Source organism: Candidatus Gracilibacteria bacterium (assembly GCA_041658685.1).
In the GTDB taxonomy this organism is placed as follows: Bacteria; Patescibacteriota; Gracilibacteria; order UBA1369; family UBA12473; genus JBAZZS01.
On the sequence record JBAZZS010000001.1, the window covers coordinates 138955 to 165499 of the forward strand.

Annotated in this window: 19 protein-coding genes, 1 tRNA gene and 1 pseudogene; 11 read left to right on the plus strand and 10 right to left on the minus strand. The window is 45.5% G+C overall.

What is annotated here, in order from left to right; all coding sequences use genetic code 25:
• Positions 1-39: 39 nt before the first annotated feature.
• Positions 40-2337 (plus strand): hypothetical protein, encoded by a 2298-nt coding sequence (locus tag WC882_00520; GenBank protein ID MFA5842153.1) that lies wholly within the window; start codon positions 40-42, stop codon positions 2335-2337.
• On the opposite strand, the gene WC882_00525 is transcribed toward WC882_00520, so the two are convergent.
• Positions 2334-3080, minus strand: coding sequence for a hypothetical protein (locus WC882_00525; protein ID MFA5842154.1), 747 nt, complete (start codon positions 3078-3080; stop codon positions 2334-2336). The genes WC882_00520 and WC882_00525 overlap by 4 nt on opposite strands.
• 130 nt (positions 3081-3210) lie before the next feature.
• The gene (locus WC882_00530; protein MFA5842155.1) at positions 3211-3402 is read right to left on the minus strand and encodes a hypothetical protein; all 192 of its coding nucleotides are present in this window, start codon (positions 3400-3402) and stop codon (positions 3211-3213) included.
• A gap of 159 nt (positions 3403-3561) precedes the next feature.
• Between WC882_00530 and WC882_00535 the strand changes: the two genes are divergently transcribed.
• A complete protein-coding gene (locus WC882_00535; GenBank protein MFA5842156.1) occupies positions 3562-3993 on the plus strand; it encodes a cyclic nucleotide-binding domain-containing protein in 432 nt (143 codons plus the stop codon).
• A 50-nt stretch (positions 3994-4043) separates the two neighbouring features.
• Here the strand turns inward: WC882_00535 and WC882_00540 are convergent, their stop codons facing one another.
• Positions 4044-5006 (minus strand): hypothetical protein, encoded by a 963-nt coding sequence (locus tag WC882_00540; GenBank protein ID MFA5842157.1) that lies wholly within the window; start codon positions 5004-5006, stop codon positions 4044-4046.
• A gap of 180 nt (positions 5007-5186) precedes the next feature.
• Here WC882_00540 and rpsO point away from each other — a divergent pair.
• The 3 genes and pseudogenes from rpsO to WC882_00555 all read left to right on the plus strand — a co-directional run bounded on the left by rpsO (position 5187) and on the right by WC882_00555 (position 8561).
• A pseudogene (gene rpsO / locus WC882_00545) lies at positions 5187-5444 on the plus strand (30S ribosomal protein S15).
• 277 nt (positions 5445-5721) lie between these two features.
• Positions 5722-7941: a polyribonucleotide nucleotidyltransferase gene (locus WC882_00550; protein MFA5842158.1), complete on the plus strand. Its 2220-nt coding sequence runs from the start codon at positions 5722-5724 to the stop codon at positions 7939-7941.
• A gap of 206 nt (positions 7942-8147) precedes the next feature.
• On the plus strand, positions 8148-8561 hold the full coding sequence (locus WC882_00555; protein MFA5842159.1) for a hypothetical protein: 414 nt from the start codon (positions 8148-8150) through the stop codon (positions 8559-8561).
• A 129-nt stretch (positions 8562-8690) separates the two neighbouring features.
• On the opposite strand, the gene WC882_00560 is transcribed toward WC882_00555, so the two are convergent.
• Positions 8691-11465 (minus strand): AAA domain-containing protein, encoded by a 2775-nt coding sequence (locus WC882_00560; GenBank protein MFA5842160.1) that lies wholly within the window; start codon positions 11463-11465, stop codon positions 8691-8693.
• 831 nt (positions 11466-12296) lie between these two features.
• Here WC882_00560 and WC882_00565 point away from each other — a divergent pair.
• Complete coding sequence (locus tag WC882_00565) at positions 12297-13472, plus strand: ATP-binding protein (protein MFA5842161.1); 1176 nt, start codon at positions 12297-12299, stop codon at positions 13470-13472.
• On the opposite strand, the gene WC882_00570 is transcribed toward WC882_00565, so the two are convergent.
• Positions 13379-15100 (minus strand): hypothetical protein, encoded by a 1722-nt coding sequence (locus tag WC882_00570; protein ID MFA5842162.1) that lies wholly within the window; start codon positions 15098-15100, stop codon positions 13379-13381. The two genes, WC882_00565 and WC882_00570, sit on opposite strands and share 94 nt — an antisense overlap.
• Before the next feature lie 336 nt (positions 15101-15436).
• Between WC882_00570 and WC882_00575 the strand changes: the two genes are divergently transcribed.
• Positions 15437-16198, plus strand: coding sequence for a helix-turn-helix domain-containing protein (locus WC882_00575; protein MFA5842163.1), 762 nt, complete (start codon positions 15437-15439; stop codon positions 16196-16198).
• A gap of 7 nt (positions 16199-16205) precedes the next feature.
• On the opposite strand, the gene WC882_00580 is transcribed toward WC882_00575, so the two are convergent.
• The 3 genes from WC882_00580 to WC882_00590 all read right to left on the minus strand — a co-directional run bounded on the left by WC882_00580 (position 16206) and on the right by WC882_00590 (position 17897).
• Positions 16206-16457 (minus strand): hypothetical protein, encoded by a 252-nt coding sequence (locus WC882_00580; GenBank protein ID MFA5842164.1) that lies wholly within the window; start codon positions 16455-16457, stop codon positions 16206-16208.
• Between the two features lie 101 nt (positions 16458-16558).
• A complete protein-coding gene (locus tag WC882_00585) occupies positions 16559-17263 on the minus strand; it encodes a hypothetical protein (GenBank protein ID MFA5842165.1) in 705 nt (234 codons plus the stop codon).
• A 10-nt stretch (positions 17264-17273) separates the two neighbouring features.
• Positions 17274-17897, minus strand: a complete 624-nt coding sequence (locus WC882_00590) for a hypothetical protein (GenBank protein MFA5842166.1) — start codon at positions 17895-17897, stop codon at positions 17274-17276.
• A 229-nt stretch (positions 17898-18126) separates the two neighbouring features.
• Here WC882_00590 and WC882_00595 point away from each other — a divergent pair, with 229 nt between their 5' ends.
• Positions 18127-19347, plus strand: coding sequence for a hypothetical protein (locus tag WC882_00595; GenBank protein ID MFA5842167.1), 1221 nt, complete (start codon positions 18127-18129; stop codon positions 19345-19347).
• 216 nt (positions 19348-19563) lie between these two features.
• Here the strand turns inward: WC882_00595 and WC882_00600 are convergent.
• Positions 19564-19638: transfer RNA gene (locus WC882_00600), tRNA-Gly, on the minus strand.
• 68 nt (positions 19639-19706) lie between these two features.
• On the opposite strand from WC882_00600, the gene WC882_00605 reads away from it, so the two are divergent.
• Together WC882_00605 and WC882_00610 are read left to right on the plus strand one after the other, a co-directional pair.
• Positions 19707-21050, plus strand: a complete 1344-nt coding sequence (locus WC882_00605) for a M20/M25/M40 family metallo-hydrolase (protein MFA5842168.1) — start codon at positions 19707-19709, stop codon at positions 21048-21050.
• 42 nt (positions 21051-21092) lie between these two features.
• Complete coding sequence (locus tag WC882_00610) at positions 21093-23144, plus strand: hypothetical protein (GenBank protein MFA5842169.1); 2052 nt, start codon at positions 21093-21095, stop codon at positions 23142-23144.
• 4 nt (positions 23145-23148) lie between these two features.
• On the opposite strand, the gene WC882_00615 is transcribed toward WC882_00610, so the two are convergent.
• Positions 23149-24192 (minus strand): hypothetical protein, encoded by a 1044-nt coding sequence (locus WC882_00615; GenBank protein MFA5842170.1) that lies wholly within the window; start codon positions 24190-24192, stop codon positions 23149-23151.
• Between the two features lie 157 nt (positions 24193-24349).
• On the opposite strand from WC882_00615, the gene WC882_00620 reads away from it, so the two are divergent.
• Positions 24350-26476: a hypothetical protein gene (locus WC882_00620; protein MFA5842171.1), complete on the plus strand. Its 2127-nt coding sequence runs from the start codon at positions 24350-24352 to the stop codon at positions 26474-26476.
• Positions 26477-26545 lie beyond the last annotated feature (69 nt).

Here is a 26545-nt window from a genome sequence, read left to right on the forward strand (position 1 = left end):
AATATGAGAACATCTGAAACACCTTTTATAACTGGGGATATGGGGATCGTTGAAATTTCTGGGCGGCCTCATAATGATAAAAGCATTGGGAGACCTTCGCTTATGGCAACGTTGCAAGTGCGCTTGGGTGAATTAGATAGGCAGAGGGCACAAGATTTTTTAGCTAAAAACGAACCCCCTGAATTGGTTGGACGCGATGGATTGATTCGATTGGGAGTGGATCTCGTAGGGGAAGGAGCAATGGATTTAGAAGCAGGGGTCTTATCTACAAGGGCTCGAATTTTAGGATTGGGGTCACGGGGACCTCAAATTTTGGATGCGTTGAAACGAAAGGTGGAAGTGGAACAGAGAAGAAAAAGAAGGGGATCGATCCAAGTGGGAAGGGCGCTTATGGCTCAGCCGGAAACTCATCTTGATAGATCTCAGGTGGAAGAGGCAATTCAAACGGGAGGGGTTTTGCTCACTGAAAAAACAACGATTGCAAAAGATGGAACGTTGGAAATTCCATTGGAAGATTTATATTATGTATTGAATCCGAGAGCGTTAACGGATGAACGAATTCAAAGAATATTAGATTTGGGAAAACAGGCGATTTCATCGGATTTGCAGGTCATTTCTGAACGTAAAAATTTCCCTAAAACATTAAAGCCTAGAGAATTTGCCGTGGGTGCTGTTCGTATTGCCCTTGGTCCTTATCTCGCGGTGATCGAATCCGCAGATAATCATCAAGGTGCTTTTCAGTTGGCGACTCGTGTTTTGGATGGGATCCGAACCACAGGGATTGATGTTCCTCGGGAGGTTGCACTTTTTAATCGAACCAATTCTTCGTTAGAAACCAGGGGGCTTAAAATTCGAGTTAAACTTTACCCTGCCGATGAATCCACTAAAGAAACATCTGGAAAAGTGATGAACTCAAGGACATTAAGGGACGGGGTTCATTTTATGGACATTTTGACAGGGGAAGAAGGAGAACTGTTCTCTCTTATGGAGAGAATTTCTTTTTTCTATGATTCTAAAAAATCGCAATCTATTCTTATTGGAAGAGCGGGATGTGGAGAAGTCGCTTGGACTCAGCAATCGAGTTTTCAAGAGGGGAATATGGTTACTACAGCCAAAGAATTGGCCTCAACCCCAAAACCTCAAGGGATTAAACGAGGGCAAGGAGTCCCGCACGTGATTCAACCTTGGGTGGATCGATTAAAATGGGTGGGAAGAGATCAGCATGAGCGCGTGATGATGATTTCCGGGGGACTCCCAGATACGGAGACCCTTGAAAAATTATGGAATGAGGGCGTGGGAGTTTTTGTGTTTAGAGATTTAAGAATTCCTGAAGGTGCTTTTGATCCGCAAGGGGAGCCTTCTGGTAAACCGGATATTTATTTTGATTCCGCGTTGTGGACTCATCTTAAAAAACTTGAGGAGCGAGGAGCTCGATTTTTTATGACTTATCCCGAAATGCCGGATCATTTTTCAAAAGAAGAGGGAGCTACAATCCCTGCACATGTCCGTATTTTTCATCGGGGATTGTGGGTTCAGCCGGAAGAAGTGGAGGCGTTGGAAAAGGTGGACACCGTGATTGCGATGTACGGGTCTAATGTGGAAGAACTTGATGAAACTTTGAGGCCACAAGTGGATCAATTCATGAAAAACATGAAAGAACTTTTTGGGGAAAACTTGGCGGTGACTCATGGAAAAGGCCCGGGGTTGATGGCGATTGCAGATAAGGTCGCGGAGTTGTTGGGAATTCCCAGAATAGGCATCGGGATTCAAGTCGAAAATCGAGGGCAACTTCCCAATTATCGTCCTCAAGCCATGGTGGATTTTCTTCCTGGATATCGCTTGGTTCGCCAACAGGCCATGGATGATTTGGCTACGTTTAGAGTTTTTAATGTGGGCGGAGTGGGAACTTTGGAGGAAATCGGGATCACACTTTGTTCGCAAAAATTGGCCAATCATTTGATTACTCCTCTTATTTTTGTTGATCCTAAAGGAGTGGGCGGGTCTAAGGGAGAACATGCGTGGGTTTGGATTCAAAAACAAATAGAAGCCTTAGATGCCACTCCTAAAGAAAAAGAGGGATGGAATATTCCGAAAGATTTAAAACAAATGCAATTGGTGGCCGCACATACATCTCGTTATTGTCATTTTGTTAGTTCTTATGATGAAGCGGAGAAAATCATTCGTGAATTCAAGGAAAATCCAATGGCTTATTATAAAAAACAAAACATTCCTATCCCCTTTGCTCTTCAAGGGGTTGAAGGAGCAAAGAAAACAAGCCAAATCACAAAATTCCCGACTCCTTCTTGGTTTAAAGAAGAAGCGCTTTTAGCAGCCTAAGATATAATTTTTCCCAGCAATCCCTCCATCTCCTTCATCACATCCTTTCTCCATCGCACGGTCTCGTGTCCCCACAGGCCGTATTCAAAAAAGCGCGGAGAAAAGAGTCGAAACGCAAAAGGCTTTCCTTGGATTTTTCCATCGGTTTGCGGTAGGGGCGGTTTTCCGGACAGCGGATCACTCGCCACGCGAAACATCAAAACCCCATGCGTGGCCGCCACAAATTCCTCAATGGTTTTTTGCGAAAGCGAATCGCGAATCAGCCCATACCCCACATGGGAATACGCCGGCGCCAGCGAAATCACGTAAATCTTTTTTGAACGCGGGATTTTATTTTTTCGGTGAAGATCAAGAATAGCGTCAATCCCGATTCGGTTGCCATGGCTGTGCAGAATGAGAAAAACCGTGTCGCCGGTCTTGAGGCAGGCCTCCAGTTTTGTGGTTGCGCCCTTGAGAATCGCAGTGCGAAATTTAGAACTCCATAAATAAGCATAATAATAAATCGGCACACACAGCAGGGGCAAAAATCGCGTCCAATTTCCCAGCGGATGTCGCACTTCACGCGGCCAAATATACGATTGAAAAAATACCGAGATCGGGCCTTTTTTCTCAGTCACAACCTTACTGATTACGCCAAGGCTCGGTTTGTAGTTATGATACAACGTCGAATCCAACGGAAAAACCCCGTTGGGCAGACCCGGGATGGAAAGCACGGAAATCGGAAAAGGGGAGGAGGAAGTCATGCCAAAACCATAACAGGGAGGAGAAAAAGGGGCAAATTTCCAAAAAAAAGTTCGGGGATTCCGTTGGCCCCGAGCGCCGCTTTTTAAAATTTGTAAATTTTAATATAAAACAACCTTGTCCGTTGTATTTTTACGGAGTGAGGTTGATCACTTCGGAGCTGTGATGCAAGCTGTCGGTTGAAAGCATGGTCGTTGGATCTTCGTTGATCCCAAAAATCAGCATTCCCACCGCCAAACTGATCAGGAAAATCGAAAGCGCAATAATAAGAACCCTCGTGTACTCGCGAACCTCTCGAAAACAAAAATGAAGCGGTGAAGACATTGATTTTTGTGTTATTTAAGACGAAAACTCAACTTCGTCTGCTAGAATAATAAAACATTTTTACCACAAAGTCAACAAGTATTCCCCGTTTTTAAGCTTTTTCGCCCTTTTTTTTACAAAAAACGCTTATAATAAAGCCACTTTTAGCCCCTTTCTCTTATGAACGACCTTTCCATTTTGCCCATTTTGAGGAATATTCCTCTTTTTGCCGAGCTGGATGAAACCATCCACGCCGAGATCATCAAACACATCACCATGCAATATTTTCCGGCCAATTATTCCTTGTTTAAGGAAGGGGATCCCGGAACGCGTCTTTACATTCTCAAGTCCGGCTCGGTAAAGATTTTTCCCGAAAAAGATTCGGATCACCCCATCGCCACCTTGCGCGCCAATGATTTTTTTGGGGAAATGGCCTTGTTCCGCGATAAACCCCGCAGCGCCTCAGCGGTCACGGTTGAGGATTGCGAGATTTTCCTTCTTGAAAAGGCGGATTTTTACGAACTCGTACTCAAAAACCCGGTCATGGCCGCCAAACTGAGTGAAGAATTCCTCCGCCGAATTGAAGAAAACCAAAAAAGGAAGAATCAATAAGACACAAGCGTAGCGAGTGTCTCTTTCCCCCGCATTTTGTTTTTTCATCATTAAGCGCTTTCTCTTGCGCTCTTCGCCGCATCTCTCGCACTGGCCTCTTCATTGGTCGTGAGTTGCAAAAATGTAAACACCCACACGCTGTTGGAAAACACTTCCAAAATCGCTCCCAAATACGCGGCAAAATACATTCCGATCAATCCGATGATCACCCCCACCACAAATCCGACTTCAGCCAATGCAAACGTAGCCAACAAACCGGTGGATAAGATGATGATCGAGGGGATCAAGAGCACCAACACAATATTAAAAACAATACGAATGGTGATGAGCAACATCAAAATGAACATCAAAATGGTCTGTTGCCAGTGCCGAATCACTAATTTGGAGCTGGCGCCCATGGATTGCATGACTTTCGCGCCGTCAATGATAATAAAGTAATCCGCATAGGCGAACAGTAACAAAAGCAGTAATCCGATCAAAAACATCAGAATATACGGGATGCAAAGGATTTCGAACGCCCCGGTGCCCAGATTTCGCACCACAAACGAAATCTCGGTCAGCACACTGAACATACTGAAGGTTTTGATGAGTAAATGGTATTCAAACAACGGAAGAAAATGTAAAAATCCGTAAGAAACTCCGTCCACGGTTTTTACCTCTTGGCCGTTGCGTTTGCGCGCAATGAGTTGCACCAACGCAGCCTTGGAAAAGATCGGAAGGATTAAATAAAGGATAAGAACAATGGCGGTGACAATAATGAGGAGAATGCCCAGAGAAGAATGTTTGGAGAAAAAATCCGCAATAAAAATCACGGCTTCGTGAGCAAATGATTCTCCGTGATATTCCCTGAAAATCGAGGATTTCCAAAATGACATGATTTGATAGCCCATGTACCCGATGCCCACCACCAGCCCGATGAGCTCCGGGACGAACGCGTACCACCACATGATGGGTTTATTTTGCTGAGTCAGCTGCCACGCGTCGCGAATAATGGCTTTGTAATTCATTTCCATATGCCGGGATTATAAGGAAAGCGGATTGAATTTACAACTCATCGGAGTTGAATGTGTCATGGGGAGCTTATCGAACCATAGGGTTTATAAGTGGACTTTTTAAAAACATATTTGCCAAAAAAACATTTGTTCTGTAAAATACCCGTTGCGAACAAAATTTAATCTTTTATCCTTACCCCCATGAAGCGCTCCGAGAAAAAGAAAGTCATCAAAAAACATGCGACCCACGGAACCGACACAGGCTCTCCGCAGGTGCAAGTCGCCATTTTAACCGCTCGTATCAATCAACTCACCGAGCATTTGAAAGATCACAAAAAAGACGCCAGTTCTCGTCGCGGACTTTTGGGAATGGTGGGGAAACGCCGCAAATTACTCAATTATTTAAAGACACGAGATCCGGAAGAATTCGAAAAGCTCGCGGATCAATTGAAACTCCGAACCGGTACGGCCGCAGCAACAGAAGGCGCTGCGGAAGCCGCGTCCAAGGCTTCAAAAGTCAAATCCGAAAAAGCAAAGGCAAAAGCCAAAACCAAGGCCAAAGCCAAGAAAAAATAGTTTTTTATCTTGTCCCTTCCCTATCGTGAATTTTTTTGGAAACAAGTCACAGGTAATCTTTCAATGGCAAAGCCATTTTGCGCTGAAAGATCGCTTGAAACTTGGATCTGAAAAAAGGCGCGAAAGGGAAGATTTTTTTATTTCCCTTTAACCCTTTTTTATGGCAACTGTTCAATCGGTTTCCACCGAACTCTTCGGTCGTACATTGACGATCGAGACCGGTTTTTTGGCGATCCAGGCTCATGGATCGGTCACGGTTCGCTTGGGCGACACCGTGGTTTTGGCTACGGCCACCATGGCCCTCGAACCCCGACCTTATGGCGGGTATTTTCCACTCACCGTGGATTTTGAAGAAAAATATTATGCCGCCGGAAAAATCAAAGGCAGCCGTTTCGTAAAACGCGAAGGCCGCCCGTCCGATAACGCGGTGTTGGTTTCACGCATGATCGACCGCCCGATCCGTCCTCTTTTCCCAAAAAAGATGACCAATGACGTGCAGTTGATTGTGTCGACTTTGTCAGCCGACCTCGTGGTGCCTCCGGATACGATTGGTATTACCGCTGCTTCTGCGGCCTTGATGTTGTCCGGAATCCCGTTTGCCGGACCTGTGGCCGGTGTTCGCATCGGATACGCGGCTGTTGAACCCAATGGCCCGGAACAACTCATCGTCAACCCCACGTACGAACAAATCAATACCGGAAAACTCAATCTCGTGGTCGCCGGAACCAAAGACGCGGTCACCATGGTGGAAGCCGCTTCTAAAGAGGTTTCCGAAGACATTTTGTTGCAAGCCCTTGAGTTGGCGCACAAAGAAATTGTGAAAATGTGCGAACTTCAGCTCGAATTGGTTGGGAAAGTGACGGTGGAGAAAAAAGAACCCAATTTCCTCGAAACCAACGAAGCCGCGGTTCAAGCCGTGGATGCGTTTGTGAATAAAGAAATGCTCGACACCATTGGCGGAAAGACCAAGCATGATGTGAAAGAAAAAATTCATGCGATTGAAGAACAACTTTTTGAAAAATACGCGGCGCAAATCGAGGCCGAGGAATTTACAAAAGGCGATCTCAAAGAAATTTTGAATGAACGCATGGAAAAGAATATGCGTTCCAATATTTTGGAAAAGGAATATCGCTTGGATGGACGCGCGATCAGCGAAATTCGTCCGATTTCCATTTCACTCGATGTGTTGCCCAGACCGCACGGGTCTGCGTTGTTCCAACGAGGAGAAACCCAATCCCTCACCATCACGACTTTGGGGGCTCCGGGTGCTGCGCAAATCATCGACACCATGGATGAAGACATCACCAAACGTTACATTCACCATTACAACTTCCCGCCGTTCTCGGTGGGGGAGACCAAGCCCTTGCGTGGGCCTTCTCGCCGCGACATTGGGCATGGCGATTTGTCCGAACGCTCGCTCGACCCCATGATTCCGGAAAAAGAAGCGTTTCCGTATACCATTATGTGTGTGTCTGAAATCACAAGTTGCAATGGATCCAGTTCCATGGCTTCGGTCTGCGGATCCACGCTGTCTTTGATGGCAGCTGGGGTTCCGCTCATCCGCCCTGTGGCCGGAGTGGCCATGGGATTGGTGGTGAAAGACAAGACCAATGCCAGCGCCGGATACAAGATTCTCACGGACATTCAAGGTATGGAGGATTTTGCCGGGGATATGGATTTCAAAGTCACGGGAACGAGCGAAGGAATCAATGCTTTGCAGATGGATATTAAGGTGAAAGGCCTTTCCATCGAGATCATGAGAGAAGCTTTGGGCCGCGCCAAAGAAGCACGGTTGTTCATTTTGGCTGAAATGGCAAAAGCCATTTCGACCCCGAGAACTCAATTGTCTCAATACGCGCCGTTGATCACCACGATTCAAATTGAACCTGAACAAATTCGCACAGTCATTGGAAAGGGTGGCGAAACGATCCAAAAGATCACGGAACAATGCGGAGTGGAAATCGACATTGAACAAACCGGATTGGTCATGGTCACGGCTCCGGATCAGGCCAGTGGCGAAAAAGCCGTGAAATGGATTCACGACCTCACCTACATCCCCAAAGCCGGGGAAGAATTTGACGGCACCGTGATGCGTTTGATGGACTTTGGAGCGTTTGTGGAATTCATGCCCGGCAAAGAAGGGTTGGTCCATATTTCCGAATTGGCTTGGAGTCGCGTGAATAAAGTTGAAGACGTGGTCAAATTGGGAGACAAACTCAAAGTGAAACTCATGGAAGTCGATTCCATGGGCCGTTACAACTTGTCGCACCGAGCCACATTGCCACCTCCCCCTGGAGGAGTGCCGCCTCCGCCAGCCGGTGGATACGGTGGGCCGAGGCCGGGAGGACGACCGCCGATGAGAGGCGGGCCGCGCCGTTAAATTGTCATGGTGAGCACGCACGGAGCGAAGCGGAGTGCGCTCCCCGCATCCCGTATTTTCTTCCCGTAACGCGGGGCGTCTCGAACCATGAATAGAAAAGTATTATCAAAAAGCCCCTGACCATGTTGGGGGCTTTTTTTGGGTTTGACAAACCCTCTTCGCTCATAGAGAATTAGCCTACTTTTGGCTTATTAAAGCAATAAACTATGAATAGAGCATTGGTGATGATAACTGCGGCGGCCGCAGGATATGTGCGACCGGATATGTCAAAAATCGAATCGTTTGTAGATCCAATAGGTGGTGAATATAAAAGTCATGGGATCCCCCCAGAGGTCGAAGCCGCTAAAGAAAATTTAGAAACACGATTGAGGGGATTAGGCGTTGTTTTTGGGTCAGATGCGGCTCAAATGACTGCGCTTAATTCTACGATGCCTGAGCCAATGCCAGAACCGGAAGACCCGTTGCCTGAACCAGGGAAGGAGGCGGTTGTCCCGGGCCCGAATAGAGCAATTGAGATTTTATTGGAGGAGGTCGATGAGCAACACACTGCTGGAGAGCTTTCAGAAGAAGTAGTAAAAAAAACAAAAAAGTGGGAAAATAAGGAATCAGCCCCCTCGTAATTGCAATTGGCCTATCCCGATGACTGATTTATCCATGCAGCATTCTCTACAGCCCAAACCCGGGAAATCCCTACGATCTTCAACCTCAGGCTTAAGACGTGCTCAGCCAAGAGGAAGTGGGTGATTTTTTTAATTTCACCATTTAAAATCATCAGGACTAAACTGATTGTATATTGCATATAGAGCCTCCTCTTGCTGCTCTTTAGCGTTTCGCATAAGCTCTTCATTGCTGGAATCTTTGCTAAACTGATCGTATATTGCATATAGAGCCTCCTCTTGTCGCTCTCTAGCTTTTCTTAGAAGCTCTTCATTGCTGGGAGCATCCTCGAATGTTTTGTTAGAGGCAGACACTACTCGTTGTTTTTTTCTTTCTCGTCTTTCTTGTCGCTCGGGACGGTTTGCACGCCAACGTTTTCGTTTGTCTTGGCGTGCATGTCGGGCTACGGGATCAAGGCCTCTTTTTGGTTCTAAAATAATTTTCCCTTTTTGTTGGACCAATCCTTTTAATTTTCCAAAGAATTCTTTTGAAGTCGCATCCGTATTTTCGTCCACAACAGTCCTCGAATCTCCAACCACGTACAACTCATTGGCCGCTCGTCCGATGGCGACTCCCAGACGGCGTTTTTCTTCCAAGAATCCGATCGAGCCTTCGGCATTACTGCGAGTTAAAGAAACATAAACAATCGGGGATTCACTTCCTTGATAAGCATCAACGGTGCCGATGCGGGGTAACAGTTTTTTCAATAATTTTTCATATTGAGGTCCTCCCAATTTTCGTGACAATCGGTCTCGAATCAACTCCGCTTGACTTGCGTACATGGCGATGACCGCAATATTTTCCGGTTTTTCTCCCTTACGGACTCGTTCTAAAATTTGAGTGACAATGATGTCCGCTTCAAGTCCGTTTTTCTTGGAAGTGCCGGTGGTTCGTTCTCCGGCATGGCGTTCTTTCCCAAGCTCTTGCACCAAGTCTTTGGTGTCGATCCATCGAACAATACCTTGATGCCCAATTTTAGGATCTTCCCTTCCCGGGATCAGTTTGCCATCATAAATCAATTCGCTTAAAACATGAACGATATTGGGGAGAGAACGACGGTTGTATTTAAGGAAAACATAAGGCAATTCTTCTTTAGGATTTTTGCTCCCCAAAATCATTTGAGCAAAAGGGCCTTGTTCAGACATATCCACAGCCGTGGCTGCGGCTTGGAGTGTTGCGCGAATTTTTGCTCTTAAATCACGACAACATTGAATTAATTCATCGGTGGAAAAGGATTCACAGCTCGTTCCCGTAAGACTCTCTCGGATCTCCTCTACGCATTTCCGAATTTCACGTTCCGCAACTTCGTCCGATGAATAGATTGAAGATAAAAATGCGGGAGGAGCATTCTCGATTTCAAGGTTTGAGAGTTTCCATGGCGGTAAAGGGTGATTTTCGTACGATCGTTTGTCCACTTTCACGTCCGCATCCGCCCATATTTTCAGGAGTATTTCTTTTTCAAGTTGTTCCCGTTTTGCGGGCGATACCGGAATATTCCCCAGTTGAAAATAATCTCCAACCATTATCAATTGTTGTTCGGGGAATTGTAAAGCCAGCATTAACTCTTCCCATTTCAAACGGGTGGCTTCATCAATGACCACTACATCAAAACTCATGTCAGCCAATAAAGAGTCATTGATCAATGTTCCGAAGGTGGCTAAAACCACACCCCCTTGTTCCAAATTTGCTTTGAGTTTTTCCCCGCAGTCAGTCAGCTTTTCTTCATATTTCAAAAGAATAGCTTTTCGGAATTCTTCTTTAAAAGCTTGCATATCCTCTCCATTCCATCCTTTTTCTTTTGCTTTTTTTCGAGCTTCTTCATCTGACATTTCATTGATGCGAGTAAGCACCGCATGAGGAAAGTTGATCCCTCGTCGAATACGACTGGGACATAATTTAGGATCAACATCTTGAGCACTATTGCCCGCACGGTGCACTTTAATTTCTCTTTTTTGCAATCCTCGGCCGAGAACGTCTACGCCTTTGTTTGATTCCGAAAGGACCAAAACGCGTCGACCTTGCCTGACATGCTCTGCAATGATTTCGCAAGAAGTGCTGGTTTTCCCGGTCCCCGGACCGCCGTGTAAGAATAAAACCGGATGAGCCAAGATTCCTCCCTCTTTTGTTAATAAGGCTTTTCCATACGCTTCATTTTGGGTCGCATCCAGGCCCTCTTTGGTTTGCAATTCTTCCTTCGCCTCTATCTTGGGAAAATCTCCTTGGATAAAACTTCGTGCAGGGAGGAGCGGTTGTTCTTCTACCTTGCCCATTGCGGTCCAATATCGTGCAGGTTCTTTTTTCCCGGGGATTGTTAGGGTTAAGGATTCGCCTTCATCGAGAGCGGTATAGATTTTGCCGCGAGTGGTTAGAGAAACATGAACGATAGGACCTTGGGGCTGATCTGTTTGGGTCTCATCCGTGGGAGAGGGTGTTACCTTTTGGACTTCTCCTGAGGCGAAAGAAACCAGACGCTTGGGGCGGGGAGGCCGATGATTGGGGTGAGGTTTGTATAGCGTAGAATAAAGTGAGTGATAGGGATTTTCTTCCCGTTCCTTCCTTCTATCTTCTGCTCTTTTATCTTTTTGAGGAGCGCTGTGACTGGTGATTTTTACACGAGTCCCCGGGGATAGGGCAATCGCTGTTTGAATGGAATCTGCGTCTTCGGATGGAGTCACGCTTAAAAAACGTCCTTTTCTTGAGACGCTTTGGGCCTGAATTTTTTTAGGGTGTCCTTTACATCTGACTTCATCGATGAGTGCTGTACGGGCCGCTTGTTGCATTAAAAACACAGCACTTGCCCAATCCTCTACAAAAGAGTTGTTTTCCGGGACGGGGGAGACATCGTTTGTTTGTATATCAGGTGTCATTGGATGAGGGAACTGGTGCAAAAAGGGGAGGGGCTGAAGCTCGGACAGGAAGTGTTGATTGCAAGGTCGGGTCTTAATCCGCCTGCATCCAAACGATTTCCCCGTCTTTGTTGTGAGTTCAGCCCCAAGCAGAAATGGTTTATGCCACTCACCTTATCTGCCGGAAGGTGGGGCATGTTGAGGTTGGCGCGTAGATTGCGTTGTTGAGCCCTACCCCCCACTCATCTACGAGAGATTAACTTATCTGTGCCAGAGATAAGTTGGGGGGTCATTGGGCCGGGTTTGATCCGGGCCAAAGACAACTTGCGCTCCTACTTTTTTTTGTATTTTTTTTGGATTGCCACTCATCCCGAGGGACAGGTGGCCCGCCTACAAGATTCACACTCAAGTCAGCCGAAGCTGAGAATAAGAGGAATCCTCCCAAATCCGGATTTCTCCGGAAGGGCCCCTCGCGAACGAGGGTGGGCGGCATGCTGGAACACCGTGAACCAGCATGGTGTTTTTTATAGACGCTTTTTATTCTTAAGTCAACCTACTTTTGGCTTAATGGAGAGGTTTTCTGCCTATGGATTCAATAACGTTTCGCGTTTTAGTCGAAAATTAAAAGATTTTAAGTGCAAATTTAACTAACTTTTTATAAAAAAATCAGTTTTCCGGATTGAAAAATGGGAATTTTTTAACAAATAAATTTGAAATTCATGCGAATTTAGCCAGTCATAATGTCCACTTTCACTTTGTGGAACCATCGGACAAGTCATGCAAATTCAAAATCCAATTTTGAATTTGCATGGGCTATGGTGTATACTTGAAAGTGATTTAATCCCTTTTCTTATGATCTCACGCCATATCGCTCCTTTTATTCGAAAAGCGGCATCCCAGTTTCCAGTCCTGTCCGTCACCGGTCCGAGGCAATCGGGGAAAACCACGTTGGTGAAAAAACTTTTCCCTCATCTTGAATATGTCTTACTCGAAGAGCCGGAAGAACGTGAAATGGCACTTACGGATCCCAAAGGTTTCTTGAATCGATTTAAAAAAGGCGCCATTTTGGATGAAGTGCAACGCGTTCCGGAATTGTTTTCGAGTTTGATGGGAGTGGTTGATGAAAATCAGAATAAATTTTTTGTTTTGACGGGTTCTCAGCATTTTTTGCTCATGAATAAGATCAGTCAAAGTCTCGCCGGACGCGTCGGAGTGATTCATCTTATGCCATTCGGGATGGATGAACTTAAAAAAGCGAAACGCCTTCCCTCGTCGCTCGAGGAAACGCTTTTTACGGGTTTTTATCCCCGAATTTATGATAAAAAATTAGATCCTCAGCTTTGGTTGAAAAGTTATTATCAAACTTATCTTGAACGCGACGTGCGGACCTTAACCAATGTGGGAGATTTGAATACGTTTCAACGTTTTGTTCGGTTGTGCGCGGCCCGTTCCGGCCAACTCCTCAATTTGGTTTCCTTGGCCACCGATGCAGGGATTTCTCAACCCACGGCCAAACATTGGCTTTCCATGCTTGAGACCAGTTTTTTGGTGACGTTACTCAAGCCCCATTATCGAAATTTCAATAAACGCCTTATCAAATCCCCGAAACTTTATTTTCTCGACACCGGACTTTTGTGCTATTTGCTCGGGATTCGCGACCCGGAAATGTTAAAAATTCATTCCAGTCGCGGGGCCATTTTTGAAACCCTGATCGTATCTGAATTTTATAAGTATTTTATCCATCAAGGCATGGAACCGCCTTTGTTTTTTTGGAGGGACCACAGCGGCCATGAAGTGGATTTATTGATCGATTTTAATAATGAAACGATTCCGGTTGAAATAAAGTCGGGCGAAACGTTAAGTTCCGATTCTTTTAAGGGGATTCGGTATTGGTTTGATTTGAATAAAAATTCGAAGCCAAAAGGCGCGTTGATTTATGCGGGAGAGAAACGATATTTGAACCAGGGGATTGAAATCATGCCGTGGAATCGCATGGAAAATTTATTTCATCTTATTTCTTCCAAATAGCACTCCCTGCACGCCCAATTTGCGCCACTTTCGGGAGAAGAACTGGTCCACGTTGCTTTTTGGCATCGCGGGCACGCTCGTTGCCACAGCGCGCGCGGAACGCGTTGGGCGATGCGGTCGAGATAGCGTTGGTCCGGATGTCGGTGTGGCAAGGGTAAGCCGTTTTTTCGGTAAAAATTCAATTCGCCTTTGACCACACCAAACCATCGTCCCGTGGATTCACACGCAATCGCCACGCACGTAGCGCCAGCGAAGTGCGCTCCCCCTTTCCCGCATTTCGCTACCACGGGCACCGGCGGAGTGTACGAAGACCATCTCCATCCCTTACCCTCAACTTCGGTTTGGGTTAGCGGAAAATACTCCTGCACGCGTGACTGATTGTACGCAAAAGGCGAGAACGTCATGGGAAAAAATTCGCCCCACTCAATCCGGCCATCCGGCAGCCGCGTCTTTTTCATGTGCTCAATGATTTTCGGAACCAAGGCCTCGTACGCTTCCTTGGTGTATTTTTTATTCAAAATGCAATATTCCTGCCGCACCAATCCCACGCACCCAAAAACATTCCGGCAATTTTGCGTGCAATCGCAATATGTGGCAAACGAGTTGTCGTACGTGAAGTGGCAAAATCGGCAAAAATACCCGTTGCTGATCGCGTGACATTGGTACATGAGTTCAGCCCAACCCACGTGATACAAATCCATCGAATCTTTGACATCAATGGCGTCAAAAACATAACGGCAGTCCTCGGTTTTGATGGAATCGAACCCGTAATACGTATTTTTGGCTTCAAATAAAAGATCTCCGATGGAATTTTCAGTATTCACGGTATAGGTCGCGGGGCGCAGCGCAATGTGATTTTTGACGTCGATGTATTCTTGTCGAAAAGCGCGAAGCGCATCTGCTGTGAGCGGTAATAAATTTTTCATTTTTTGTTCATAATTTTCTTTCGTGAATTGTTGATTTCGAATGCAATAACGCTTGTTTCGTAAATTCCAACACATAAAACAGTCGTGCGCATTCACGCAATCGTAGCAAAACCACAGGTTCGAACATTGCCGAATGAAATCGCAGAAAAACGTTTGTTGGCTGTTCCATGCGTAGTAGGTTTCGTAACAGCCTTCGTCGTGCGATACTAGATAGGAACAGTCGATCGCGTCGCGAGAATCCACGATCCAATCCGAGTAATAACAGCCCTCGCTTCCAAAAATGCACCCCGACAAATAGCAATTTTTGTTTTTGCCCGCGTGATTGGTGTACGCGGAATTTTCGCTTTGTTTGTTCACGAGTGCGGCACGCGGCACCGCCAATTGCAGTTCACGAAATTGCTCGAAAAACGGACGGGTGAAGTCAAAATCGCGGCCATATTCCAGCGCATCCCATTGGTCGGACCACCATATCGGAGTGTCGTAAATTTCGAAGGGAGAATCCGGCGGGTACATGGAAATAATGTCCTTGCCGGAAAAGTCGCATTTGCGCTTGTACATCCGGCGTTCGTTGCGCCACGCCAGGCGTTGTTGTTGGCGGCAGCGCGGGCACAACGTCGGCTCCGGGACCTGGAGTTTTTGTAAAAAAATGTGGTCGTCTGCGGTGATGGGGAAAGGGGAGTGGCAGTGAAAGCACTGGGGCATGAGATGGGGGTTAGCTGTTAGAAGTTAGGGGAAGAGAGAAGAAAGTGAAGGGGAGGAGTGGGTGTTTCTGAGGTCGCATTTTTAAGGAAGAGGACACGAGGATCATGTATCCGAGTGTCCGACTCCTATGCGACCGAGGGAATACCCGCTCCTTCTCGCTGACAAAGAACTTTTTCCGTAAGGTCATGGTTCGAGACGCCCGCCTTTGGCGGGCTCCTCACCATGACAAGTCTAATGGTCTTCCTTGCTGTCTTACTCGTCAAACACATAAAACAAATTATTTTACAAAAACAGATCAATTATGTTAAAATTTATATGTCGTTTAACTCAGTCAACATGAATACTCACTTGCTCGAAAAACTCGGCATGACCCCCAAGGAAGTGCGCCTTTATTTAAAACTTCTCGAACTCGGCTCGAGCCCCGCGCACCCGCTGGCCCAACGTCTGGATGAAAATCGCACCACCACCTACAGCCTGCTTCAAAGCATGCAGGAAAAAGGATTCATCACGTATCTGGTCAAAAAGAACGTGAAATATTTCAGTGCTATGAATCCGAGTGTGCTCATCAATCATTTTTTCAATGACGCGCAATATTTAAAAAAACTGCTTCCCGAGCTTCTCGCTCTCACGTCCGCGCTCCCGAAAAAACCAAAGATTTCTTTTTACGAAGGCGTAGAAGGCATCAAGCAAATCGGAGAAATTTTGCTCGAGGTCCCGGGTTCGACCCGCTATAGTTTCATGGGCGCCAGTGCTAGCAATGGGACCATGCATCCCGAAGTGAAGCGTTATTATGAGGAGGATTTTGTGAATCGGCGCATCGCGTTGGGCATTCACTACAAGGGGATTGTGACCGGAAAATTGCCCATGGCCACGCGTTACGCGCACACGGACAAGGCGCATTTGCGCGAGCTTCGATACCTCGATCCTAAGAAATTTCCCATCACGATTCACATCGACATTTTTCCAAATAACAAAGTCGCGCTGTATTCCTACAGCAAGAACGACCAAATGGGCGTGATCATCGAACACGAAGCGTTTTACACCACCATGCGCACGGTTTTCGAGTTGGCGTGGGCCGGGGCAAAGCGACTAAAATAATAGGAATTTAGGCTCTCAGTTTCCCCAAAACCAAAACCGCAGAAAGAGCGGAAACCAGATTTAAAATCGCAATGGGATAGTATCCGGTCATATAGTTTCCTCCAACCAAGAGAAGAACGCCTACGGTATAAATAAGAATGAACCACGGGTTCATGGCTTTATTTTTTTTGCTCATGCTGAAAAATTGGATGACCCATCCTAAAATCAAGACGCCCAACCCGGCGTAAATTAAATTCATTCCGGTAAAAATACTTTCCATAGGGAGGGAAATTAAAAAAATATTAACTCTATTCTAGGGAGGAACTAAAAATTACTCAAAACAAAAGTGCAAAAAATAAGGATTTGAATGCAATGCTTTAATTATTGTTGAGATCACTCTCTGTACGCCTCCTCATATGGGGCAAGGCATCGTTCGGTCATCACATCACCCACATAACTCGCAACATCATTATAAGAAGTTTCATTGTTGTGGCCTATCCCGTCAACATGTACGAATTCATGGGCCAATAGATTTGCTCCAATGCAAAACCATAAACCCTGAGAGTATTCCGGCGGCAAGTCCCCATAAATCGTTTCGATGGGTTCGGGATTGTTGTAGGCCCAAATGGCTGCGTCCAAGTCGGCTTTGACAAATAAAATGGGTTGTCCCATGGCGCCTTCAATCACTTGTTCCCGAGTGGCCCGGTTTTGGGCAACGTCAGAATAGGAGAAGGTTTGTACGCAGGCACTTGAATGGGGACTATCACAATTGTCCACAGTGAAAGCATCCGTTTCCAAGTTGAATTGATTTAGAATTTCCGGCAGTGCGGAAAGATGAGTTTGAACCGCCTCGAGATTGAGTCTCGTTGTATCCGGTTGGGGTTCCATGCTTTGAACCGGAATATCTAGATTCCTCCATTCCGTTGTTTGAAATCCGTCTTGCATCCATCCCTCCACTTGATTTCTTGTCTCATCTAGAACTTCACTTAAAAAAGACCGTTCTTCTCGTGTAAGCGGCTCACCGGGTTGAGGAGCACAACCGGTTGCTAATGTTAAACCTAATAATGCTGTAGTTAGGCGGGTCATAAATATATAATTATTGGGATGAGGGGTGGAGTTGAACCGATTCGGATCGCCATAAATCGATTTGCAATTGCTTTAGTAATTGCACGTATTTTTCAATGTTGACGCCTTGCTCTTCAGCATATAAAAATATTTCCAATGTGTTCGCTATAACCAGTTCCGCGGCTCCGCTTAAAGAAACAGGCAAGAAATCTTCTCTTTGTTCTCCCAATTTTATTTTGGGACAATTCGCATGAGCATAATCGAGGGCTAGTTTAAGAGCTATAACGGCAAGCTCTTCCGCAGTAATTGTATTTACGGCAGCGATTTTATCTGGGTCAATATTTTGCTCATAGAGCCTTTGGATCTCTGCCTCGGCCTCTTGTGCCTGTATAGAAATGTTCATCTCGTTGGCTAAAAGTCCGTTATTGGCATGCCTGGTATCCGCTGAAGTTAATGGATTTTCGAGTAAGCCTTTCCTACAATTTATAAAAACCAGCAAGAAAGAAGTCAGTATTTGAGAGAAAGGAGTTTTAGGAGGGAGAGGTATTCCGAAAGGCTCTAAAGCTTTTCGACAGCCATTCTCATAAGGGATTTCTTGTGGGTCGTGAACCTTAAATTCCGAGAATAAAAGTGTTGGATTTTCTGGGAGAGGCATAAAGCTATTATAATGGTTTTATTAAGCAAGTATATTTATATAACAAAAATAGAACTTAGTCAATAGGGGGGGGGCCTTTTGAGCGAAACCCGGGTGCTGGAGTTGCTTGTGGAATGAGGTGCGGAAGGGGGTGGGGGTGATGCAAAGCTATTGAATCATTGCGAAAGATTGCCTTCTTGTTTGACATATTATTGTTTTTTCGTTATAAAGAACCCTTTTAAAAAATCATATGGAAAATTTGACGGAAGACGTATTAGATCCTCGCATCCAATATGTCATAGAGCATGATTTGAGTGATGGTCAGCATCATGTAATGAGAGCTATTTTACGTGTATTAGGATCTTCTCCAGGGACTATTTTTTCAATAGAGGAGATTTCTCGAATTTCTGGGCTTACTTTGCCTGCTTCCCATATGACTCATATCGCATCAGATTTAATAAAACTTTCTTATCATTTTAAAGATTATTATGGGTTTTATATCCAATTGGGAACTTATCGTGCCTCTTCAGGTTGTAGTGCAAATACGTACTGCCTAAATTTAACTCCAGATTGGGTCCTAAAACCAAGGGAAAGGCGACTTCATCAAGTTCGTCCCGGGGACCCTCTTGTACCTTTGACTGCAAAAATGCGTGGTTCTATGCAAAGGGCTCTCGATACAGAATTGAATTTACGGGGGCTTCCAAGGGTTCGAACTGTGGAAGCGCCTTTTTTAGGTATGGATCAATTATTGCAAAATGGGACATGGGTTTTGAGACCTGAAACACGAGAGTTTGAAATAGGGGAGCGATTATTGGATGCCTCGAAACAAGGATGTGCTCTAAAATTAGATTCTCTTTTTTCTGAACTGGATATTCCCCAGGAGAAGATGGGGGATATAATGGAGAGGCTAGAAAAACTCACTTTACAGAAGGCTTTAGAGCTTGGATTTTTAACTCAACGTGTTGCACAACTAAGAGCTTATTTTGCTATGGTTTTTCTTGATCCCTTAGAAAGAGGAAGGGCACTGGACAAAAAATATTTAGGAGATTCATTTAGGCCTGATTTTTTGAGTCCTTTAATTCCTTTTGATGCTCGTAAATTTAAAGGCAGATTTTATTCTAGAAAAGGAGGGATAAAAGAAGGAGTTCCCGATCGCTTACGTGAAATTTTTTTTCTTTGTATCTCTGCAATGGATAGAAAAAAACCGTTGACTTTAAAAGAAGCGGGAAAAGTACTAGGTGTTTCCGGTAAATGTGTTGAAAATTGGGTTAGACGATCTGAAGAATCCAATTGCCGAGAGATTATTGGAGGATATTTGCGTATGCGTGCCGATGATCGAATTGAGCCTGTTCTTTTAGATTTTAAATGGATGAGAAGAGATATGGAGGAAGACGAAAGACTGAAAAGAAAAATGAATTCCCCAATATCAGAAGAATGGACGGATGAGCCCGAAATCGATGAAGTATTTTAAAAATGGCTTAAATAAGCCATAAAAAGGGGATGGAGCGGGTAACGGGAGTATGACTCGCTTCGCTCGTCATAACCCCATCGTTCACTCGGAAATGCCGTTCGATAAATCGCCCGTTATTTCACTCGTTCGCTCGGGGCGCGAACCCTGCGGGTTGCGCTCCCGTTGACCCAATCAAAAAATCCGCCGCCACCGCTTCGCGGGGCGCCTGATTTTTGATGGAGCGGGTAACGGGAGTCGAACCCGTATCTCAACCTTGGCAAGGTTATATAATAGCCGCTATACGATACCCGCGCGGACTGGGGAGACTATAGCGAAAAATTTTAAATCATGCAAAAAAATCGATCTGCTATACTGTCTTCATGCACACTCTCATCGCTTCGGAATTTGATTTCTATCTGATTTTCTTGCGCACATTGGCAGGGATGCCCTCTGTTTTTGAGCACCCTCAAGACATTGAAAAAGCCATCACATACTGCAAAAGCGTTTTTGAGAAAAATTTGCCCTCGGATTATCGCATCTATTTTGACGCTCAGCATAATTTGATCGCGTGCCCCAAGTTCATCGACCCGGATTACAATATCGTTTATCTCAGTGCGCATGTGGACACCGTGGACGCCAAACTTGAGGAGTGGGACGCGCCGTTTGCGCCTTTTAAACCTTATGAGGATGAAAAAGAATTGGTGGCGCGAGGTGTTTCGGATTGCAAAGCCGGAGTCGCGCACCAGCTTTTTTTGAGTCATCTCATTCATGAAGGAAAATTTCAGCCGCGAAATTTGATCTTCACGATTACGTTTAAAGAAGAAGGCGTGGGCGCAAAAACCGCCACGCAAATCGGGAAAGAATTGGGGAAAACGCTTCCTATGGCCGGGCCCGGGAAGTCGACGTATCTCATCGTTCTTGAAAATAATGTTACGGTTGGTGATCCGCCTACGTTGGGCGTGTACACCGGGGAGCGCAGCACCTACGTGATTGCGTTGCGCGGAACGATCGCGGAATTGCAGGCGCATTTGCGCCGGTTGACGCGCTGGAATCCGGTCACGATGTCGCCGCAAGGCGAGGAATTCGCGCAAGAAGAAAAAACATTAAAGTGGGAAATTACCAACCAGCAAGGCGGGCATGTGTGTTCGGTTGAACGCGATGTGAATGCGTTGACGCAAAAAATATTCGAAGCAGACCCGAACGCGCGGATCAAGGCCGGAGACGAAAAAGCGTTTTCCATGGTCCCGACTGAAATTCATGTGGCACAAGCGAAAAAACCGATGATTCATCGTATGATTTTGAACAATCGCACGTTTGATTCATTGGCGGAAATCCACAAGCAATTGGAAGGGATCGATTACACTGAGGTGAAGGAATTCGCGCTGTCCGAAGGCTATGATTTGAGTGAAAAAATCGCTAAAAATAAGATTTGGGAAGTGATGAAGGAATGTGAAAATAATCCGAAATTAAAAATCGAATATACGTTTAATATTGGCGGTTCGGATGCCAAAACCATTTCAAGCAGTATGACGGATCCCAAATGGCGTGAGCATTTTTATCCGCTGGTCATGGGCCCGGGCACGCGCTCGCAGCGTCACTCCACGCCCCCGCGCCTCACGCATGGGAAAAACGAGACGTTTGACAAGGAAAGCGGGAAACAAGCTGTGGTTTTTATCACGCAGGTGCTGGAGAGGTTGGGGGCGGTTAAAATCGATTTGCTATAATACCGCAGTGTTTATCGTTATTTATTTTTAATTGATTTTTTTATGCCTTTCAAAAAAATTTTCCTCATGATTGGAATTGTTGTTTTTGGCGCGGGGGTTGCGTTGGGTGTGCATTGGTTTTTGCCTAAAAATTCCGAAACGGAGGAGGACGAAATTACGATGGATGATCCGGAAGATTTGGAGGGTGACTTAGAGGATTCCTCCCAAATCCCAACGATTTACATCACGATTGCCAGTCATGAACAGGGGCCGGAGAGTACTAGGTCCACTGATTATGTGAATGATGAAGAGGCGTTTTGGACGCAACGTGAGGGGATTGTGAATTTCGCCAACATGATTTATGAGGAAGGGGCTAAATATAATTTTCAAAGTGAATTCAATTTTCTTCAAGCGTTGGTTAAGTATGACAAAGGGACGGAATCCACGAAGGGAAAAAATCTTCTCCGTTATCTTATGGAAGACCTTGGGTTTGAAGTGGATACCAGTTTTCATAGCGAAGATTGTAATCAAGCGGATGGCGCGTATCTTTTTGAGCAACTCGGTGTTCCGCCTTCACATACCGTGGGGGGCCTTATCGCGTCTCCAGCCGAGGATTCCAAGATTGAATATTATCGAAACGAGCTTCATGGGCTTCAGTATGATGCCACGTGGAAAGCGGAAATTTTGTGGGGGGCGGCTATCTTGTATCATAAAGGCAACGAAGAGGAATTGTGGGCTTCCGGGATTTGGAGGCCTCAAGACAATGAGAATTTTCTCGTGAATGATGAAAACGCACCGTTGCCCTATGTAGGCTTGTATATGCATGGATGGGAGGGATTGGATGAGCTGATGGCAAAACAACAAGCCGGAGAATTGGAGCCCGGGAAAATTTACACGATCACGATTTTTGCCACGCAAGATTCTTTGAAAAATCCGGAGACCACCGAACGATTTCGTTCAAAATTGTTAGCTCTTTCCGAGTACCGGGAAAGAGGGGAACTCCAATTTGTAGGGATTAAAGAAGTGGTGGATATTTGGGAAACCCAATTCAACAGCGAACCGAATATTTATCGATATACGGAGGCCCAGGTTGAGGACACGACAAGCGAAACATCGCCGGATTCAACAGAGGCCGGTTCGATTAAAATTGTGTTTGCTTCCAATCTTGAGGAAGGGGAGTCTTGTCATCGGGATGGCGCCACGGGTTGCGACCTTTATTTGGCGGAATATGATATTGAAAATCATGACGTAAAAAGTGTGGAACGTCTTACTTTTGAAACCGAGGGCCCGGAATGGTTTTCAGATATTGATTCGCAGGGCGAGTTCATTGTTTATGAAGCGATTACGCAAGATTCGATGGAGCGAAATATCAACACAATTGATTGGATGAATTTGGAAAGCGGCGCGAAAGGGGTTTTAGTGGAAAGCGCTCGATTCCCGGATATTAGCGCGGATGATGCGTATTTGGTGTATGGGAATTCGGTGCTCAATAATGTGATGATGGCGGACTTGGTTCAAGAAGAGGAAGAATGGGGGATTGCGAATTCGAAAATGATTACCGATGCGAAGATTTCAGAAGATCCGTCTTTGTCTCCGGATAATAAAAGTGTGATTTATCATTTTCGAACCACGAGTGGGTCTGCTCAGACCAAGGTGTTGGATCGGGCCACAGGAGAAATGTTTGATTTTACCGAGGCCATCGGGTGCGGGCATGCCACATTTAATCTTGATGGGAGTACGGCGGTGTGTGTGATGCCTAAGGGAACCGCTATCCATGCGCGTGATTATGCGAATGGGGAGTGGGGCGAATTGTATGACCTTACACCCGCTTATACGGTGGATGATTTTGTGGAAGTGGATGCGCGTTATGAAGGTTGCAAGGATGTGGTGTTGAGTTATCCCGCATTTTGCGGAAGCAATGATTATTTATTGATGGGGGCCCAATGTCTTACAGCTCCTGATTCGGAAGGGCGATCGGAGACCACATTTTCTGAATTATTTCTATTGGAATTCGGTTCCACAGCCAAAGGCGTTGAGCTTATTCCGTTGCACACTCAAATTGAAGAGTTTTTAGGGGTGGAAGGCAAAGACAGCGTGACCGCGGCGTGCCGATAGGGATTTATGCAGCTGAGAGAAGTTGGCACACCTCTATTTTTACTCTGCCTTCGAATTTGGCAGCGGCGGCTTCAAGCTCGGATTTCATTCCTGCGTAAACGTCATTTTTCCCATCAATCACCACGACCCAAACAAATTGGGTGTCCGGGGCAGTCCCGATCTTATCGCCAAATCCATGACCGCCGGTGGCAATTTCACTAACGAGGCCCATTTCAAAAACAGCTTGGGCCGGGTCCAAATCTCCTCGCACCACAAATCCTCGGGGCAATAAGGATTGAAGCTCTTCCTTATTAGGGCTCAATCGGCCTCCGATTAAATCCAAGTAAGCAGTGCGAGCGACATGAAAATGGGGACGGTCTAATTCTTCGATGTGTTCGGAATAAGTGAGGGCGGGTTCTCCACGAGCGGTTCTTTTTGCTGTGACTCTTTCGGCTACCGCCATTGAAAATTGTTGGGCAAAAGTGTCGACGGAATTTCCATAACTTGCTCGAACTTTTTCTGAAAGTTGTTTAAAAACCGCATCCGCGGCCCCGCATCCCGTATGGCTGGAGATGGTGGTGATTCGAAGATCCAAGAGCAATACGTTGGAGGCGGCCTCAATTCCGGCTTCAACCGCTTCCTCATCTGTTAAGCCTTTGTTAAAACCTTGAGTGATGACATAGCCGAGTCCGGATCCGGCCATCCCGGTTCCGTCGGCAACACCTTCGTCCACACAACTGCAACAGGTGTCGGCGTCTAGGAGATTTTTTCTGCCATCAAGCGAGGTGGCAATGGCGTTGAGTGCGGCTGAGAAACCACCGGCTTCTTCAATGTCGTGAAGGAGAGTACCTTGGGCTGACCATATTGAGTCAGGGGTGGGATGATGATCATCCGGTTCGGAGAGGTTTTTCCTGTCATCATCAAGGGCTTTTTTTACAATGGCCATGGCGCCATAGTAAGGTTTCGGCGCGGTAAGATCGGGTTCGGGAATTGATCGAGTAAAAGCCAAAGTGATACCTCCCGGAACCTCCGGGAAAACGGGAGAGCGTGGATCGGATTCAAGACTCATGGCAAAAATTTAAAAAGTATGTAAAATACAAAGGAAAAATTCCCGATAAGAATATTTTAAATATAAAATAATGCGAGTGGAATGGGTTGACAGAAATAAGGTTTTGTATAAAATAATATTCTCATCGCTGGCTACGTCCTAAATTTAATAAGTATTTATGCCTGAAAAACCTCAAGAGATAGAAAACGTAGAAGGAATAGAACCCGTCGATCCTATCCGATACTTGGCAGCACGAGAAAAATTAAGACGTCGGTTACTCTCGCTCATGGAAGAAACGAATACACAAGTTCGTGGAACCACCCTATCCAATAGAAGGCTCTATGGAATCGGGGGAGAAAAGCCTGCGCCTATGGGAAGGACCAATTGCACCTCTTTTGTTCCTGTAGTGGATGTGGGTGGAGATCCAATGATGATCCGCGCAGATACCATGGTCATGGATGTTTCTTTGGATCAACAAGAATTGGATCCTATAAGAAAAAGTTCCAAACAATTAGGATTGCCGGTATTCATTGTCGCCGAACATGAACGGGGCACTTGCGGAAAAGCGCCTTACGATGACCCGGATTCCAGTGATTTTTTTGTTGTCAGTACTTTTATCGTGGACGGAGATCGAGTTTATGTGAATTCTAAGTCAATCAATGAAAAAACAATTTTAGACCTGAATGATTCCAATATCGTTTGGCAAAATTTTGAAGATCCTGAATTTAGAGCTCGTTTTAAACAAGCAAAACCAGCCTATGAATTGATAGGGGAATTGGGCGAAGTTGTTGTGACAAAGGAAGATTTATTTGATTCCGATCTCAGATTAATGATGCGCAAAGTAAGAAGAGCACGAGAAAAGACACAGGCAGAAGCAGTCCCCGAGAAATTAAAAGCAACGGCACCGACAGAGGTTCCAATGCCTTTTATCCCAGAGGAACACTCCGCCGGTGTTTCTGAGGATTCTTCGTGGAGAACCGATGACGAAGGAAGAGAACGTGCTTCCCGTATGTTAGCAAGAACTTTTTGGGCAAAACGAGCTCAAGTCCCGGGATTGATTAAAACATTAGAAGAACAAGGAGATTGGGAAGCCTTTTTTGAATCAGAAGAAATCACTATCCCTCCACCTGTTGTTAAAGCTCCGGAACCTGTTAAACCTGTTCCGCATTTGAAAGATCCCGCTCCGGCGGTGGTGCCCCCATCTCCTCCATCGAAACAAAAGTCTATAGAATGGAATTGGGATCTTTTTATGATAGGGGCTGCTTATCAAATTGGACCTCATTTGGAACAAAGTGAGGTAAGATTGGATCAGGAAATAGCCGTGGCAGAGGCATTAAAATCAGGTCATTCTGTTTTGCTCCGAGGACATGAGCGGGTTGGTAAATCAACTTTTTGTTCATCGCTTCGTGAAAAAAAACTTGCCACTGAAACAACATTACATATTGATCTTTGCGGAGAAAGAAGAGAAATGAATCAACTTGGCGATAGGGAGGTGGCGCAATACATCGCTTCTCGAACCGCAGGTAGCCTCAGTTCAGTTGTAGAAGAGATGGGGGGAAGCGGAAAGCCCCCTTTTGAATATTTAAACAATTGGCTTGCGGCGCGAGGAGAAATCATGACCTTAAGTTTTGATGAAGTATTCTCTTTTAGAAAAAACAGGGAAAATTATCTGGAGTGCTGGGAATATTTGGCCGGATTGAAACATTTGAGTAATGTTCGTTTGATGTTGGTTTTGCATGCCTATCAAGGGCATGAGGAGGATTTTAGTGAAATTTTTCAAGGGTTCAATACTTTTTGGGTTCACCCCCTTTCGTTGGCTGAAACACGACATCTTGTAGAAAGACCATTTTACGGGAAAGGCGTCACGATGACAGAAGATGCCATTCAAGAGATCCATGAATTCTCCGGAGGACGGCCAATGGAAATTCATATTTTGTGTAAAGCCTTATTTATGGATGCATCGACCGCCAATCGCCAAAATTTAATTTTTACAAAAAGAGATGTGTTGGAAGTGGAAGCAGAGGCAAGAAAGAATGTTGAGGGAAAATTTGAAGGTTCTATGGACACGGGACACGGGACACGGGACACGGGACACGGGACACTTTGATGTCGTAAAAGGATATTACGAAAATGTATATCGATTCCGATTGGACGATGCTCAAAGACAACTTTTAGGAAATTTATTGCGTCGTGGAGAAATTTCAAGAAGAGAAATGGATGAGGCAACGCTTGCATTGCTGATAAATATGGGATTGGGTGAAGAAGATGAGAAAGGGATGATCAGAATCCGCGGGGAATGGTTTAAAGCTAGAACTGCAGCACTTCAATAATTTTTATCTTTTTAATTCGAGAGAAGAATGCCCCCCATGTGATT